The following is a 16,043-nucleotide window of genomic DNA, read 5'->3' as shown; positions in this document are numbered from 1 at the left end:
AGCAGGCATGACGACGGGGCGTCGGGCTCGTGCCGGACGCCTGCCGCGGATCGGTGTCTCAGGCGGTGGCCGTGGCGGCGGCGGCCTCCCGCAGCCGACGGATCACGGCGCGCACCGCGGGTGAGGTCTCGCCCCTGCGGTAGGCGCCGACCAGCCGGGTGGCCAGTGCCACGTCCGCCAGCGGACGGTAGGCCACCCCCGGGATCTGTACGCGGCGCAGCGAATCCGGGACCAGGGCCACCGCCATACCGCCGCCCACCAGGGTCAGCGCGGCGATGAAGTCCCGTACCGCGGGAGCGCACCGCGGGCTGAAACCTCCCTGCTCCGCCACTTCGGTGATCTGGTCGCGGCAGCCGTACTCCTCGTCGAAGTGCGGGGCCACGAAGTTCTCGTCGCGCAGCATGGCCGCCGGTATAGCCTCGTACGCCGCCAGCGGCGCGCCGGCCGGCAGGGCCAGGACGACCCGCTCGGTGAGCAGGCAGGTGGCGGTGACCTCGGGTGGGTATTCCGGCCGCCAGCGCAGGAAGCCGACGTCGATGTCCCCGCAGGCCAGCGCCTCCAACTGGGCCGGTGTTTCCAACTCGCGTACCTGCACGGTCAGTTCGGTGCCGGCGGCCGCGCAGCGGGTGAGGACGTCGGTCAGTACGCCGGAGAACGCGGCCGAGGCGACGTACGCGATCTGGGCGTGCCCCAACTCCCCGCGCCCGGCCCGCCGGCCCACCGCCTCGGCCCGGGCGGCCTGCGCGAGGGTCAGCCGCGCCTCTTCGAGGAACAGTGCTCCGGCGCCGGTCAGGGCCGGGCGGGTGCGCCGTCCGCGGTCGATGAGCCGTACGCCCAGGTGTGACTCCAGCGCCCTGATCTGGGCGCTGAGCGCCGACGGCGCGAGATGCAGTCGGTCGGAGGCCCGGGCGAAGTGCAGTTCCTCCGCGACCACGACGAACGACTCCAGCCAGCGCAGTTCCATCGGTTCCTCCGTCCTGTGGGAACACCCCGCGGCGGTGTCAGGGCAGAACAGGGCCGCCGCGGGGCGAGTATGAGGGATCCGCGTGTCAGGGGATCACGACGTAGTTGCTGAAACCGCCGTCGAGGTCGGTGGCGCGTCCCGAGATCGCGTCGTTGACCTCGGCCAGTGGGAAGGGCTTGGTGATCAGGTACGACAGGTCGAGGGCTCCGGTGGACACCATGTCGGCGACCTCCTGGCCCTGGGCGGTGGTGAACCAGTTGGAGCCGATCAACTGGACCTGCTCGTCCATGAGCCACTTCACGTCCACGGGCAGTCGGTCCGCGACGCCGCCGACATTGACGACCCTGCCGCCGCGGCGCACCCCCTGCATCGAGTCGAGCATCGTCTCCACCGGGGCCTGGGCGCCGAGTGCGCTGATGACGAAGTCCGCGCCCTCGCCGCCGGTACGGGACTTGGCCCACTCGCCGGTGGAGCCCTCGCCCAGCCGCATGACCTCGATCCGGTCCGGGGCCAGCTCCTGGACCCGCTTGAGGAGATCCTCGTTGCGGCCGGTCCCGAGCACCCTGGAGACACCCGAGGCCAGCGCGAGCAGGGTGGAGGCGACGCCGAGGGTGCCGGTGATCCCGTCGATCAGCGCGACCTGGCCGGGGCCGGCCGCGGCGTGCTTGAGGGCGCCGTAGGAGGTGCCGATGTAGCCGAGCTTGCCGGCCTGCTCGAACGTCATGGTGTCCGGGATGTTGACGATCGCGTGCTGCGGCGCCGTCATGTACTCGCAGAACCCGCCGTAGGGATAGAGGTCGAAGATCCGCTGGCCGTCGCGGGAGGTGCTGAAGTAGCCGTTGAGGGTGAAGTAGCGGCACCGGCTGAGCTCACCGCCGCGGCAGACCTGGCAGCTTCCGCAGGACCGCAGCGGGCTCACATAGACGCGGTCGCCTGGCTTGGTGTTGAGCACCGCCTCACCGACCGCCTCGACCACGCCCGCGGGATCCAGGCCGAAGATCGCGGGCAGCTTGGGCAAGGGCTGGTGCGGGTACCAGGTGGGCCAGTTGTTGATCACATTGGCCATGTTCGGCACGATTCCGCAGGACTTGACCCGTACCAGCACATCGGTCGGCCGAGGGGTGGGCACATCGACGGTGTCCACGGACATCGGCTCACCGAGCGCGTGCAGTCGTGCTGCGAGCATTTTCGCCATTGAAATACTCCTGAATGGATAAACCGTACGGTGCCGACAGCTACGAATTCGGGAAAGGATTCGGGTAATTGTCCTCGAGGCCGATGTCCAGCAGGCCCATGATGCGGACGCCGGAGTTGTACCAGGCGATGGACAACGACAGCTCGACCATCTGCCGGTCCGTGAGGTGCTCGGCGGCGGCACGCCACGTCTCCTCCGAGACATCGACCCGGAGTGTGGACTCCCGGGCGAGCCGCATGACCGCCTTCTCCAACTCGTCGAACAGGTCCGACGACTCGAAGTCGGCCACCTCGGCGAGCTGTTCCTCGGTGAGCCCGGCCCCCAGCCCGTGGGACTGGTGGTGTGCGACCTCGTACGCGGACCGGGTCGCGTGGCCCACGGTCAGGATGGCCAGTTCACGCAGACGGGGGCTGAGGTCGGCGGCGCGCAGCGAGTTGGCGTAGGTCAGGAAGGCGTCCAGTTGGGCCGGCGCGTTGGTCAGGGCGAGGAAGATGTTCGCCGTCGGTACTTTGCGTTCGGTCTCCAGCCGGTCGTACAGCGGCTTGTTCGACGCGTCCGCGTCCTCGCGGCGCAGGTAGGGAACTCGTGCCATGACGTCTCCTTGGGGACGGGGGTGCGGGGAAGGTCAGGGGAGGGGCTGTTCGAGCAAGAACCGCTCCAGTGACATCGGCTTCGGCGGCTCGGCCGGGGTGATCCGCGGCACGCCGGCGAAGGGCGACGCCTCGAAGTACCACTTCTTCAGGGCCGGCAGGCCCCAGCGGGCGTTGGTGCTCAGCGATGCCGCGTCCCAGCGCACCGGCTCGATCTCGGTGTCGATGGTCTGGTAGTGGCTGTTGAAGACCTCCACCCGGTGGCCGTCGGGGTCACGGAGGTAGGCGAAGAGCATCCCGCCCGGACCGTGCCGTCCCGGGCCGCGCTCCACGCCGTCGCCGTAGCCGAGGATCCCCGCCCAGTCGCAGGCGCTGAAGATGTCGCGGCTCTCGGAGACGGTGTAGGCGAAGTGGTGCAGGGCGGGGCCGGTGTTCTCGACGATCGCGAGGTCGAGGCAGGTGCCCTTGCGGTACATGAACGCGCCCAGCAGCTTGTCGCCGTGCTCCAGGTACTCCGAGTTGCGGAAGCCGAGTTCGCTGTAGAACGCGCACAGCTCGTAGGTGTCGGGCGCGAAGATCTGGTAGTGGTCCAGCCGCTGCGCGTGGGCGCCCTTGTGCTGCGCGAAGTCGATGTGCAGCCGCGACCGGGTCTCCATGTGCGCGCACAGTTCGAGCGGCGTGCCGATGGGGTCGCTGACGTGCAGGGTACGGCCCTGGTGGGGGACGTCGACCCACTCGGCGGGCAGTCCCCGCTCACGGAACCAGGCGTGGGCGAGGTCGAGGTCCTCGTCGAAGAACACCCGGAACCCGATCCTCCGGCAGGTACCGGCGCCTTCTTCGTCCCGTTCCAGGACGAGGCTGTGGTGGCAGGCTTCGGCCAGGCCGCGCAGGTGGCAGGTGCGGTCGTCCTCGTCGCTGACGACGAGTCCCAGCGCTCGCACATAGAAGTCGCGGCTCTCGGCGAGGTCGGCCACGGAGAGCCGGACATGGCTGGAGCGGGTGATGTTGAAACTCGGGCGCAGATTGACGGGTGGCAGCATGCTGGTCTCCGTGCTCGGATCGGCTCTATTTCGATGACTGTAATCCTGCGAATCCTGCGAATACTGCGAATCCCTTTTACGGACGAGGAGTGGAAGGCTCGGATCCAGGGAATGCGAAGGCGGACCAGCCGCTGAATTCCGCGGAATCGCCGAGCGACTCCTCGATGCGCAGCACCTCGTTCCACTTGGCCATGCGCTCGGAGCGGGTGAACGAGCCGACCTTCAACTGGCCGGCGTCCCAGCCGACGCTCAGATGCGCGATGGTGACGTCCTCGCTCTCGCCGGACCGGGCCGAGACGATGGTGCCGAAGCCGGCTTCCTTTCCGGTGCGCAGGGCCTGGAACGCCTCGGTCACCGTGCCCGCCTGGTTGGGCTTGACGAGGACGGCGTTCGCCGCGCCGTTGGTGGCCGCCGCCTCCACCCGCTTGGCGTTGGTGACCAGGTAGTCGTCGCCGATGACCTGGCATCGGTGGCCGTAGCGGCGGGTGAACTCCACCATGCCGTCGTGGTCGTCCTCGCCTACCGGGTCCTCGACGGACAGGATCGGGTACTGCTCGATCCAGCCGCCCAGCATGTCGATCAGCGCCGCTGTGTCCAGCGTGCGGTCGTCCAGCGCCAGCGTGTACCGTCCGCCGCCGCCGAACTGCGAGGCCGCGACGTCCAGCGAGATGCCGACCTGGGCCGAGGGCGTGAAGCCCGCGGTCCCGATCGCCCGGGTCAGCGTCTCCAGGGCCTCCTCGTTGGAGTCGAACGCCGGCCAGAAGCCGCCCTCGTCCGCCACGCCCTGCGCCTTGCCGGCCCGGCGCATCAGGCTGCCGGCGGCCCGGTAGATCTCGGCCGTCCAGTCCAGGGCCTCCGAGAAGCTGCCGGCCGCGGGGCAGACCACCATGAAGTCCTGTACGTCCACGCGGCGGTCCGCGTGGGCGCCGCCGCCGAAGATCTGGATCTCCGGCAGCGGGATGCGGACCGGGCGCCCGCCCGACAGGTGCCGCCACAGGGGTACGCCGGCCGACGCCGCGGCGGCGTGCAGGACCGCCATGGAGGTGGCGACGATCGCGTTGCCGCCCAGACGGCTGCGGTCGGGTGTTCCGTCGAGGTCCACCAGGAGCCGGTCGACGGCTTCCTGGTCGGCCGCGTCGAGGCCGAGGAGCGCGGGCGCGATCTCGTGGTTGACCGAGCCGACCGCGCGATGGACGTCCAGTCCGCCGAAGCGGGGGCCGCCATCGCGCAGGTCGAGAACCTCACCCTGGCCCGTCGAGGCCCCCGCTGGTGCGATGGCCCGCCCGATCGCGCCGTCGTCCAGGCGGGCCTCGACCTCGACGGTCGGCCGGCCGCGTGAGTCCCACACTCTGCGGCCGTGGAGCCGGGCGATCCGCGCGTCTGTCATGGCGGTGCAACCTTTCGGAGTCGGGAGGATCGAACGTGGTGGGCGGGGTCCCGCCGTCGCGCCTGCTCGGCGCGGAAGGGGCGTCCCGGCAGTCGGGGCGTCATTTCGCCCGCCACTCCCTGAATGCTAACGATAGCGCAATGGTGCGGAGGGCTGGCGGCCATGTCAAGAGGCAGGTGGTGGTCAAATGCGTGGCGCGTGCCGCTCACCCTGCACCCTTGGTCCATCTCAAGGCTAGTGCTATCGTTCGCATAGCCGGTGCAATCCGGCGAGGGCTCCGACGGACCCCGTCCCCTGGACGGACGGACAGCGCAGGCGGGCGTGGGTCCGTCGGGCCGGATCCCGGTCTACTGGAAAGCGAGCACGACATGGCCCCTGAGCCCACCTCGGCGCCCATGACCCTCACCACCGTTGTGGCCAGCACGCGTCCCGGACGTGTGGGCAGGTCCGTGGCGGACTGGTTCGCCGCCCGGGCCGCGGAGTGCGCCGAGTTCGAGTCGCACACCGTCGACCTGCGGGAACTCGCTCTGCCCTTCTTCGACGAGCCGCATCCTCCCGCGCTGCGGCAGTACACCAAGAGCCACACCCGCGCCTGGAGCCGGATCGTCGACGCGTCGGACGCGTTCGTCTTCGTCACCCCGGAGTACAACGGGAGCTTCCCGGCCCCGCTGAAGAACGCCTGGGACTACCTGGTCATGGAGTGGCAGCACAAGCCGGCCGCGTTCGTCGGCTACGGGGGTGTCTCGGCGGGGACGAGGGCGGTGCAGATGGGCAAGCAGGTCGTGGCGAATCTCAGGATGCTGCCGATCGGTCCGACCGTGAGTGTCCCCTTCGTCGGCGAGCACGTGGAGGAAGGCGCCTTCCGGCCCGGCAAGATCCACGAGGCCGCGGCCGAGCAGATGCTCGACGAACTCGTCCGCACCGCACGCGTCATGCGCAGGCTGCGCAGCGGAACGTACTGAGCCGCCGTCCATCAACGCGAACGCGCCCGGAGCATGGCGCTCCGGGCGCGTTCGCCTGTGCTTCAGCCGGTCCGAGGCGGCGTCCCGCCACCGGGGGCGGCCGTGCTGCCGCGCAGGATCAGGGAGCCGGGGGAGACCGAGGTGTACGGGCCGTCGCCGCCCGTTCTGGTCTTGAGCCGGCGCATCAGCCACAGCGCACAGCCGGTCGCCATCTCCTGGATCGGCAGGCCGATCGTGGTCAGCCCCGGGCCCCACCAGGAGAAGCCCGGCTCGTCCCCGAACCCCACCACGGACAGTTCGCCGGGCACCTTCACGCCCTGCTGGGACAGCTCCTCCAGCACGCCCAGGGTGAGCTGGACCGAACCCAGCACCAGTGCGGTGGGTGCTTGCGGACCCCGCAGCAGCCGGCGTACGGCCTGGCGCCCGTGGTCCACGGATGACGGGGGTCCCAGCTCCGCACGCCCGGAGCCGTCCGGCAGGCCGCCCTCCGCCAGGGCGGTGCGGAAGCCGCGCAGTCGCTCGGCGCCGGTGGGGAGTCCCTCCGGGCCGCCCAGATAGGCGATGCGGGTGTGGCCCAGTGCCACCAGGTGAGCGGTGGCCTGACGCAGGGCCTCGTGGTCGTCCACGCCGAACCACTGGGAGCCCAGGGAGGGATGGCGGCGCAGCAACTGCAGGTGCGGCAGGGTGCGCAGGAGCTTGACGGACTCGTTGTGCGGGCGTGCGGTGGGGACGATGATGACGCCGGCCACCCGGGTCGCGGACAGCTCCCGCAGGTGGCGCAGCTCGACCATCCGGTCGTCGTCGGTCTCCGAGAGCATCAGTTGGTAGCCCTCGGCCTCCATGTTCTTGGACAGTTCGTGCGCGATGGTCGAGTAGAAGCTGTTGCGGATGTCCGGGATCACCAGCGCCACCACATTGCTGGAGGCGCCCCGCATCATCCGCGCCGCGCGGTTGCCGACGTAGCCCATCTCCGAAGCGGCCTGCCGGACCCGGAACTTGGTCTCCTCGCTGATCCGCGCGTCGTCGGCGAGCGCCCGGCCGACCGTGGAGACGGAGACCCCGAGGCGTTCGGCGATGTCCTTGGTCGTGACCACGTGCAGGGTCCCCCTCGACTCACTCGTGCGGTGCCGTCACTGTCCGCATGCCAACGATAGCGCTCACCGTCGCGCTCTGTGGTCGGAGGTGCGACGTCTCCGGATCGATCACTACCATGGTGCTAACGTTAGCATTGCTGGATGGACCGTGCAGCCGCTCGTGGCTGCCCAGTTGCGGAGGTGTCCGTGCGGATCGTCAGATATGCCGTCGACGGCGTGTGTCACTACGGAGAATTCGAAGAGGGTGACACCAGGATCGCGAGATTCGAGGGCGACCCCTATACCGGCCTGTCCCGCACCGGCCATGTCGACGATGTCGGGGACGTGGTCGTTCTCCCGCCGGTCGAGCGGCCCAGGATCTTCGGATTCGCCTACAACTACACCTCACACATCACTGAGACAGGGCGTGAGGTTCCAGAAGTTCCTGTCTGCTTCATGAAACCGAGTACCGCGGTCATCGGGCCGGGTGGCGCCATCGTCTATCCCATGGATGGTGAACTGATCCATTTCGAGGGCGAGTTGGTCGTCGTCATCGGAAAGGAAGCACGCCATGTGAAGCCCGCCGAGGCTCATGAATACATCCTCGGCTATACATGCGGCAATGACGTCAGTGACCGCATAATCCAGCGCAAGGAGAGCGCATTCGGAACGCTGCTGATCGGCAAGGGCCAGGACACCTTCGCGCCGCTCGGCCCGGTGATCGCCACCGGGCTCGACCCCTCGGGGCTGTCCCTGACGACCCGGGTGAACGGCACCGTGGCGCAGTCGGCGAGCACTGCCGGCCTGTTGCTCGCGGTCCCCGACCTCGTGAGCTACCTCAGCCGCTATCTGACCCTGCTGCCCGGAGACGTGATCATGACCGGTACGCCCTCCGGTGTGGGGCCGATTCGTCCCGGGGACGAGGTCGAGGTCGAGATCGAGGGCATCGGTGTGCTGCGCAACCCGGTTGTCGCCGAGAGCCGCTGACCTCGGTCGCCCGCGGAGACCGCATGCCTTGGGCCCGCCACCGTCCGACGGTGGCGGGCCCAAGGCGTGAAGAGGGTCGGCCCGTTCGCTAGGACCTGTCCGGCGGATCATGCCGGCGTCGCGGGCTCTGGCACGCGCTCCCCCACTGCCCTAAAGGCGTGGCGGGGGGACCCCAGCGCGTTGTCGTCAGTCGCCGACGTCCCCCAGCCTTCGGCCGGGAGGTGCCCCCACCGCGTCGACTCCCTCCTCCGCCTTGCAGCTGCAGGCACCAGAGCCCGCTCGGCTTGGCCGGTCTGAACTGCTTCTTTCAGCCGGCCTGATCCGCCGGACAGGCCCTAGCGGACCGCGTTGTTGAACCGTGCGGGCCGCACGAAGGTCAGAGCGGCGACGCCCACCAGCGGCAGCACCGTCACCTGCAGCAACCCGGCGCTGCTCCAGCCGAAGGAGTCCACCAGGGCGGCGAAGAGCAGGCCCGAGAAGGCCGCGGTTCCGTAGTAGCTGGTGACGAAGAGGCCGGAGGCGCGGCCGATCTGGTCCGGGCGGACGGCCCGCTGCATCGCGCTGTTGGTGTTCGGGTAGATGAAGCCCAGCCCGAAAGCGCCCATGAGGAAGGCGAACACGCACTGGGCGCCGACGCCGGCCTGGGTCTCGTAGATGCACACGGCGAGGGCGGAGACGGCCAGCAGGCTCACGATCAGCAGAGTGCGCTGGTTGACCCGGTCGCCGAGCCAGCCGCCGAGGATGGCCGTCATGCCGCCGAAACCGAGCAGGCTCATCGCCAACGCCGCCTGCTCCGTCGTGTAGTGCAGCGAGGTGATGAGGTACGTCGGGTACAGGCCGAGGAACCCGTAGATGGCCACGCCGCTGACGACCGAGTGGACTGCCAACGCGATGCTGTTGCGGTTGTAGGCAGAAGCCGGCATGTACGCGTACGACCTGGTCGAGACGGTCTGTTCGACGGAGTGCTCGGTCAGGCCCGTCTTCACGAGGAACAGGCAGGCGGCGGCGATCAGCAGCCCGGCCGTGCCGAACAGGTAGAACGGCGAGTGCCAGGTGCCGTGCAGGTTCATGAGCCACACGCCGATGAGCGGGGCGATGAAGACGCCGATCGAGTAGCCGGCGCCGATGACGCCGAAGGCGAGGCCCCGCCGGTGGGCGAAGAAGGCGCCCATCGCGGCGAAGATGGCAGCGGACTGCATGCCCTCGCCGAAGCCGGAGACGACGCGGTACACCGTCATGTCGGCGAGACCGGTCGCCAGCGGCGTGGCCATCGTGCCCAGGGAGTAGATCACGATGCTGGCCAGCAGCACGGTCTTGCGTCGGAAGCGGTCCAGGAGATAGCCGGCGGGCAGACCGGCCAGGGCCATGCCGAGGGTGAAGTTCGTTGCCAGCAGCCCGCCCTGCTCCAGCGAGAAGCCGTAGTCCGCACGGATGTCGGGCAGCAGCGGGGGAAAGACCTGACGGTCCATCGCGTTGACCATGTAGGAGAGGACGATCAGCAGGAAGCCCACTGCGATCATGGCCCGTGAAATGGGCGCACGGCTGGCTTCTCGGGGGCCGTCGGTGGGCACGGTATTGGTGTCGACTTGGGCTGCGTGAGTCATTGCGGCTCCAGGGGAGGGAAGGGCCACGGCAGGGCCCGGCGGATTCATCGCGGGGTACGGGGTCGTACGGCGACGAAAAGCGGTGAGCTGAACACGGACTCGGTTCGGCCGGAGGCGTCGATGCGCCGCAGGCGGCGGAATGGGCGACGGGGCTGCCGCGCGGTCGGACGCCGCATGCGGAATTCAGCCGTTGATCGCCTGTCGGGGACGTCCGTGGCCATGGAGTCTTCGACGGCTCGACCTGGTGCGGACATATGCCGGACACCGGGTCGGCGATGGCAGAAACCATGAGGGGAAGTCCGAGGCGCGTCAAGACGTGAGCACCGGATTTCTTCAATTGCCCTCGTGTTTCTGGTGACGGCGGAGTTCTGCGGCTCCGGACGGGCCTGCTGCGGAGATGCCGACGATCGGTCTGCGCGCCGCGCTCTTGACGTGTCGAAGACGGCGAGTGCTATCGTTAGCATCACGTGGCTGTGACAGAGTGATTCGACATGCCCCTGCACATGCGTGACCCGTTCCGGGGGCCTACCGCGCCGCCTTCGCCGACCACAAGCCGGCGGGCGTCCGTGCCCGACCCGAGCCCAGTGACCCTCTCCCTCTCGCCCGTGGCGACCTTCGGCCTCATCGGACGATGCCGTCGGTCGCCCTCCGGGTGACGATCAACGACGATCAACCCGCTGACCGAAAGCGACCGGGAGCAACACCCGGCCCTCCGCATCGGCCGCACGATTCCGCGAGGACGACCTGCCATGAAACCACCGAGCCGCCCCGGCACCGTGCTGCTCACCGACCACGCCTGGCCCGACGACTCCGTCGAGCGAGCGGTCCTCGAGGAGGCCGGCCACACCCTCGTGACCGGTCCCGCCGAACCCGCCTCCGCCGAGGCGATCGACGACCTGGTCGCCGCACACCGACCCGCCGGCATCCTCACCTGCTGGGCGCCCGTCTCCGCCACCGCGGTCCGGACGCCGCCGGACCTCAGGATCGTCGCCAGACTCGGCGTCGGCCTCGACAACATCGCCGTGGACACCGCCACCGAGCGAGGCGTGTGGGTCACCAACGTGCCGGACTATTGCGTCGAGGAGGTCTCCGACCACGCGGTCGGCATGGTGCTGGCCTGGACCCGCGGCCTGGCCGTGTTCGACCGGGACGTCCGGGCCGGCCGCTGGCACCCGGCGAGCGCCAGACTGCGCCGGCTGTCCACCCTGACCTGCGGTGTCGTCGGATACGGACGCATCGGGCGCGCCACCGCACGCAAGCTCGGCGCGTTCGGCTGCGAGATCCTCGCGCACGACCCGCACCCGCCGCAGCACGCCCCCGGAGTAGAGCTGGTGGGCCTGGAGGAGCTGCTGCGCCGCAGCGACGTCGTGATCCTCCATGTGCCGCTCACACCCGGCACCCACCACATCATCGGCACCGAGCAGTTGGCCGGGATGAAGCCGGGCGGCCTGCTGGTCAACGTCAGCCGTGGAGGTCTCGTCGACACCGACGCGGTGATCAAGGCGCTGGACAGCGGACACGTGGACGGGGCCGCCTTCGACGTACTGGAAAGCGAACCGCACGTCCCCGCCGGACTGCTCCAGCAGCCGGGAGTCCTGTTCACCCCGCACGTCGCCTTCTCCTCCGACGCCTCGGTCACCGAACTGCGCCGCCGCGCCGCCGAGGAGGTCGTACGTGTTCTCGCGGGCGAGGCGCCAGCCCACGCCTGCAACAGCCCCCGCGGTCTGACGGCCGAGTCGGGGGAACAGGAATGAGCGCCGACGTCCCGCACCCGAGTCCGGCACTGACCGACTTCCTGATCGCGCACAAGCTCGCCCGCACCGGTGAGACCGCCGACTGGACGCCGCTGGCTGGCGGAGTCTCCTCCGACCTGTGGCGGGTGGACCTGCCGGGCCGCTCCCTCTGCGTCAAACGCGCCCTGGCCAGGCTCAAGGTCGCGGCCGACTGGCAGGCACCGGTCTCGCGCAACGCCTACGAATGGGCGTGGATGCGGTTCGCCTCCCGGCACCGGCCCGACAGCGTGCCTGAACTGCTGGCTCACGATCCCGAAGGCGGTCTCTTCGCGATGGCGTACCTGCCGCCCGAGCACTACCCCATGTGGAAGGCGCGACTACTGGCCGGAGAAGTGCGGCCGGAGACCGCGGCGGCCGTCGGGCAACTGCTCGGCACCCTGCACGCGAAGAGCGCGGGCGACGCCGGCCTCGCCACGCAGTTCGCCACCGACGACAACTTCCACGCGCTGCGCATCGAGCCGTATCTGCTCGCGACCGCCGCGGCACACCCCGAACTGAGCGACACCCTCCAGGCACTCGCCGACCGCACGGTCACGACCCACCTGGCCCTGGTCCACGGCGACGTCAGCCCCAAGAACATCCTCGTCGGCCCGTCGGGGCCCGTGCTCCTGGACGCCGAGTGCGCCTGGTACGGAGACCCGGCCTTCGACCTCGCCTTCTGCGTCAACCACCTGCTGCTCAAGAGCCTGGTGGTACACGAGAGGCGCGCCGAGCTGCTGCGGTCCGCCCGCGTACTGGCCGAGGACTACGGCCGGCGCGTCGACTGGGAGCCCCTGGCCACCCTGGAAGCCCGGTCCGCCTCGCTGCTGCCGGCCCTGCTGCTCGCGCGAGTAGACGGCAAGTCCCCGGTGGAATACCTCACGGACGACCGGCACCGGGTCTTCGTCCGCACTGTGGCTTCGACGCTCCTCAGGGCGCCCGCGCACAAGGTGTCGGACGTCCTGGACGCCTGGGCCACCGCACTCGAGACCCCGACCGGATCCCTCAGCAGTCGGCCCGCCTGACCCAACGCTCAGCGGACCCGACCAAGGAGAGACACATGCGCAGAGTCGTCACCGGCCATGACGCGAACGGCAGGTCGGTCGTCACCAGTGACGGCCCGATCCCACGCAGCCGCGAGTTCACCAGCCTCCCGGGCTGGGTGTCCCGCCTGCCCTGGGCCACCGAGCCCGGCGAACCGGTCAGCCGGACGGGCGAGGACCCCACGCCGAAGATCACGAGCCTGCTCCCGGCACCCGGCGGCACCCGGTTCATCGTGCTGACCTTCCCGCCGGACACCGCCATGGCCGACCCGTCGTTCGACCCCGTCGCCTTCGGCCAGGAGCAGCGGGCCGACTCGCCGGGCATCGCGGACCTCATGGAGCCCGACGGCATGCACACGACGTCGACCGTCGACTACGGCCTCGTGCTCCAGGGCGAGATCGTCCTCGAACTCGACGACGGGCAGTGCACCCAACTGTCGGCCGGGGACATCGTGATCCAGAACGGCACCCGGCACGCGTGGCGCAACCGCAGCGGCAAACAGGCCACCATGGCCTTCGTCCTCATCGGCACCCACCGCGACGGCTGACCGGGCCCGGACACCGGCATGGTCGTGGGGGCCGGACGCGCGGTGCGGCGCGATCATGCGGGCTCTCCCACGTGACCCTGGTGGAGACCGATCCGCGCGTCCGGGACGTTGCCGTCTCCGTCGTCGGCGATGCGCGACCAGACCTCCACGTCGTGGCGGACTCCGCCCAGTGGCAGTGCCGAGCGCAAGACGCCCTTGCGCCGCATGCCGAGCCGTTTCGCCACCGCGATGCTGCGTACGTTCGCCGTGGCCGCCGACCACTCCACCCGGGACATGCCCCGGGTGTGGAAGGCCCACTCGGCCATACGGCGGGCCGCACCCGTCACCGGCCCACGGCCCCGTGCCTCCGGTGCGAGCCATGCCCCCGGTGAGCAGGTCCCGTTGCGGGTGCCGAAGGTGCCGAACCCCGTGCCGCCCACGAGGAGTCCGTCGAGCCAGATGCCGAGAAGTTCCGCATCCACCACTCGCGGCACAGCGAGGTCACCAGCACCCCGGATGGAGGACCCCGCGGAGGTCTTGGCCGATGTGAGGCGCGAGTCGTTGGGTTGCACTATGGCCCAGTACGGCAAGCGCCGGGTCGAAGGTGCCCGCGCGAGCCATCCTCCGGACGGACGGCTCAGCGCATCGTGCTGGATAAGATCACACGCGGCGTCGGGTCCGCTGGTCACGCCACCCATGGAATCCGCGCAAAGTCCCAGGTCAGAGCCCTGAACCGAGGCAACGGCCGGGGCCGCCACCCCCCACAGGAGAGGCCCCGGCCGTCGCGCGGTACGGACCGCGCGGCGGCCCGTACTTCCTACAGCGTCATGACTGCGTTTTCTGTCACACCTGGACGGACAGAACACGGATTCCCGGGTAGTTGCATGTTGTACGGACATGGACGGGCAGCGGTTTCACGCCGTAACGTGCCTTTCGCGCCGACGGCGGCGGAGACCAGGCCACCGCAACGACCAGCGGTCTTGAGTCGCAACCATCAATTGAGGAACCACGACGGCGACAACCCGGTCCGCGAGAGCGGCACCGGTTCAGGCGCGAAGAGGTGCAGCCAGTGCTGGGGGACGACGCGGAGCTGACCGCCGCGGTGCTTGCGGCGCAGGACGGGGACGAGACCGCGTTCCGTACTGTGTACCGCTCCGTGCACCCGCGGCTGCTCGGATACGTGCGCACGCTGGTCGGCGACCCGGACGCCGAGGACGTCGCCTCGGAGGCGTGGTTGCAGATAGCGCGTGACCTGGAGCGGTTCAGCGGGGACGCGGACCGCTTCCGCGGCTGGGCGGCCCGGATAGCCCGCAACCGCGCGCTCGACCACATACGCATGCGCGGCCGCCGCCCCGCGATAGGCGGTGACGAGACGGAACTGACGGGGAAGGCCGCAGAGTCCGACACCGCGGGCGAGGCCATGGAGGCTTTGGCCACCGACGGCACCCTCTCCCTCATCTCACGGCTCCCGCAGGACCAGGCCGAGGCGGTCGTCCTGCGCGTGGTCGTGGGGCTCGACGCCAAGACGGCCGCGGAGACGCTCGGCAAGCGCCCGGGCGCCGTACGGACCGCCGCGCACCGGGGCCTGAAGCGGCTCGCCGAGCTGCTCGGCGACGATCCGGAATCAACCGGGGTGCTCGACGCCCTGCCTCCCCAGCGAGAACCGCGCGGCCGTGCGGTGACGTCCGCGAGTGTGACGCATACGCGCTCGCGGACGCAGAAGGATGTGTGATGGCCGACGAGCAGTACAGGTGGCTGGACCGCGAAACTGCGGAGCGATTGCTGCGCGGAGAGTCACTCGAAGCCGTCGACGCGGCCGACCGCGACCAGGCCGAACGCCTCGCCAAGACGCTTGAGGCCCTGACCGCCGAACCCTCGCTGACCAGCGGTGAACTCCCCGGAGAGGCCGCCGCGTTGGCGGCGTTCCGCGCCACGCGCGAGGGCCGGGACGCCGCCTCCGGCACCGTCGGCGACGGCCGCGGAAGGACCGCGCCCGAGGCCGCTGACGTCGGGCTCGTCCGGCTCGGCAGCCCGGTCCGCGCCGCCCGCCGCCCCCGCTGGGCCCGTCCCGTACGGCTCGGTCTGGCCGCCGCGCTGGCCGTCGGCATGGTCGGCGGAATCGGGGTCGCGGCCGGAACCGGAGTCCTGCCGACGCCGTTCGACCGGAACGAACCGGCCCGCCCGGCCGCCACGGTCTCCGCGCCCGTACCCACGGAGGACCCGCTCATCTCGCCCTCTCCGCGGACCGGTGACAGGGACGAGCCCACGCCCGACGGCGGCTCCGAGCACCCGTCCGCCTCCGGCTCCGCCGAGGACACGGTGGAACCCGGCGGCCCGGCCGCCGGGAACCACGACTCCGCCTCGAAGGACGGGAAGGACGCGAAGGGCGGCGGCTGGTGGAGGGCCGTCACGTCCTACTGCCGCGACCTGCGCGACGGCAGGCCGCTGCCCGTGGACCGCCGCCGCACCCTGGAGGGCGCGGCGGGCAGTTCCGCCCGTGTCCGGAAGTACTGCCAGAGCGTCCTCGCCGATGCCGGCGAGAGCACCCGCTCCCAGCGCGACGGCGACGAGGACGAGGGCAGCGACAAGGGCCACAGCAGGGGCGACGACGACCAGGACAAGGACAGAGACAGGGGTCACGGGAAGGGCAGGGGGCACGGCAAGGGCAACGGTCACGACAGGGACCGGGGCGACGACGAGGACCGCGCCCTCGGCCACCGCGACAGCGGCCTGGCGGACGGCGCTTCACGTGCCACCTCGACCGTGACCAGGGCGTACGCCGCAGCCCTTCCTGTGGCACGCCTCTGACCTGCGGTTTTGTGACTGCCGGAAAAATCTTCGGCGCAAGAGTGACGTTTTCGGCCGCCACGGCGCTGAACTGAGTGAGCCGACTGGTCAT

At 70.2% G+C, this 16,043-nt stretch carries 15 protein-coding genes; 7 read left to right on the top strand and 8 right to left on the bottom strand.

The annotated features are described in order from the left end of the window. Window positions 1–58: 58 nt before the first annotated feature. From AC3ETA_RS06960 to eno, 5 genes are all read right to left on the bottom strand, one after another. On the bottom strand, window positions 59–964 hold the full coding sequence (locus tag AC3ETA_RS06960; protein ID WP_432191909.1) for a LysR substrate-binding domain-containing protein: 906 nt from the start codon (window positions 962–964) through the stop codon (window positions 59–61). Window positions 965–1,049: 85 nt separating this feature from the next. Next, complete coding sequence (locus AC3ETA_RS06955; RefSeq protein WP_432191908.1) at window positions 1,050–2,150, bottom strand: alcohol dehydrogenase catalytic domain-containing protein; 1,101 nt, start codon at window positions 2,148–2,150, stop codon at window positions 1,050–1,052. A 49-nt stretch (window positions 2,151–2,199) separates the two neighbouring features. Next, a complete protein-coding gene (locus AC3ETA_RS06950; RefSeq protein WP_432191907.1) occupies window positions 2,200–2,751 on the bottom strand; it encodes a carboxymuconolactone decarboxylase family protein in 552 nt (183 codons plus the stop codon). A 33-nt stretch (window positions 2,752–2,784) separates the two neighbouring features. Beyond that, on the bottom strand, window positions 2,785–3,789 hold the full coding sequence (locus AC3ETA_RS06945; protein WP_432191906.1) for a VOC family protein: 1,005 nt from the start codon (window positions 3,787–3,789) through the stop codon (window positions 2,785–2,787). A gap of 76 nt (window positions 3,790–3,865) precedes the next feature. Next, the gene (eno, locus tag AC3ETA_RS06940) at window positions 3,866–5,176 is read right to left on the bottom strand and encodes a phosphopyruvate hydratase (protein WP_432191905.1); all 1,311 of its coding nucleotides are present in this window, start codon (window positions 5,174–5,176) and stop codon (window positions 3,866–3,868) included. 368 nt (window positions 5,177–5,544) lie between these two features. Here eno and AC3ETA_RS06935 point away from each other — a divergent pair, with 368 nt between their 5' ends. Then, entirely contained in the window at window positions 5,545–6,138 is a 594-nt protein-coding gene (locus tag AC3ETA_RS06935; protein ID WP_432191904.1) for an NADPH-dependent FMN reductase, read from the top strand. Window positions 6,139–6,200: 62 nt separating this feature from the next. Here the strand turns inward: AC3ETA_RS06935 and AC3ETA_RS06930 are convergent, their stop codons facing one another. After that, complete coding sequence (locus AC3ETA_RS06930) at window positions 6,201–7,232, bottom strand: LacI family DNA-binding transcriptional regulator (protein ID WP_432191903.1); 1,032 nt, start codon at window positions 7,230–7,232, stop codon at window positions 6,201–6,203. 186 nt (window positions 7,233–7,418) lie between these two features. On the opposite strand from AC3ETA_RS06930, the gene AC3ETA_RS06925 reads away from it, so the two are divergent. Then, complete coding sequence (locus AC3ETA_RS06925; protein WP_435218202.1) at window positions 7,419–8,198, top strand: fumarylacetoacetate hydrolase family protein; 780 nt, start codon at window positions 7,419–7,421, stop codon at window positions 8,196–8,198. Window positions 8,199–8,533: 335 nt separating this feature from the next. Here AC3ETA_RS06925 and AC3ETA_RS06920 read toward each other — a convergent pair whose 3' ends face one another. Further along, the gene (locus AC3ETA_RS06920) at window positions 8,534–9,718 is read right to left on the bottom strand and encodes an MFS transporter (RefSeq protein ID WP_432191901.1); all 1,185 of its coding nucleotides are present in this window, start codon (window positions 9,716–9,718) and stop codon (window positions 8,534–8,536) included. Window positions 9,719–10,551: 833 nt separating this feature from the next. Here AC3ETA_RS06920 and AC3ETA_RS06915 point away from each other — a divergent pair. From AC3ETA_RS06915 to AC3ETA_RS06905, 3 genes are read left to right on the top strand one after another with little or no spacing between them, the layout of a single operon-like run. Then, window positions 10,552–11,556: a C-terminal binding protein gene (locus tag AC3ETA_RS06915; RefSeq protein WP_432191900.1), complete on the top strand. Its 1,005-nt coding sequence runs from the start codon at window positions 10,552–10,554 to the stop codon at window positions 11,554–11,556. Continuing rightward, window positions 11,553–12,599, top strand: coding sequence for a phosphotransferase family protein (locus AC3ETA_RS06910; protein WP_432191899.1), 1,047 nt, complete (start codon window positions 11,553–11,555; stop codon window positions 12,597–12,599). The genes AC3ETA_RS06915 and AC3ETA_RS06910 overlap by 4 nt, the downstream gene beginning before the upstream one ends. Before the next feature lie 35 nt (window positions 12,600–12,634). Beyond that, a complete protein-coding gene (locus AC3ETA_RS06905) occupies window positions 12,635–13,165 on the top strand; it encodes a cupin domain-containing protein (protein ID WP_432191898.1) in 531 nt (176 codons plus the stop codon). Window positions 13,166–13,218: 53 nt separating this feature from the next. Here AC3ETA_RS06905 and AC3ETA_RS06900 read toward each other — a convergent pair whose 3' ends face one another. Then, on the bottom strand, window positions 13,219–13,626 hold the full coding sequence (locus AC3ETA_RS06900; RefSeq protein WP_432191897.1) for a GNAT family N-acetyltransferase: 408 nt from the start codon (window positions 13,624–13,626) through the stop codon (window positions 13,219–13,221). Window positions 13,627–14,213: 587 nt separating this feature from the next. Here AC3ETA_RS06900 and AC3ETA_RS06895 point away from each other — a divergent pair. Both AC3ETA_RS06895 and AC3ETA_RS06890 read left to right on the top strand, forming a co-directional pair. Continuing rightward, window positions 14,214–14,876 (top strand): RNA polymerase sigma factor, encoded by a 663-nt coding sequence (locus AC3ETA_RS06895; RefSeq protein WP_432191896.1) that lies wholly within the window; start codon window positions 14,214–14,216, stop codon window positions 14,874–14,876. Continuing rightward, window positions 14,876–15,952, top strand: coding sequence for a hypothetical protein (locus AC3ETA_RS06890; RefSeq protein ID WP_432191895.1), 1,077 nt, complete (start codon window positions 14,876–14,878; stop codon window positions 15,950–15,952). Before AC3ETA_RS06895 ends, AC3ETA_RS06890 begins: the two co-directional genes overlap by 1 nt. Window positions 15,953–16,043 lie beyond the last annotated feature (91 nt).

It is taken from the genome of Streptomyces sp. bgisy027, assembly GCF_057710365.1.
Note: the sequence above shows the minus strand (reverse complement) of the source record. Positions and strands in the feature narration are given on the sequence as shown.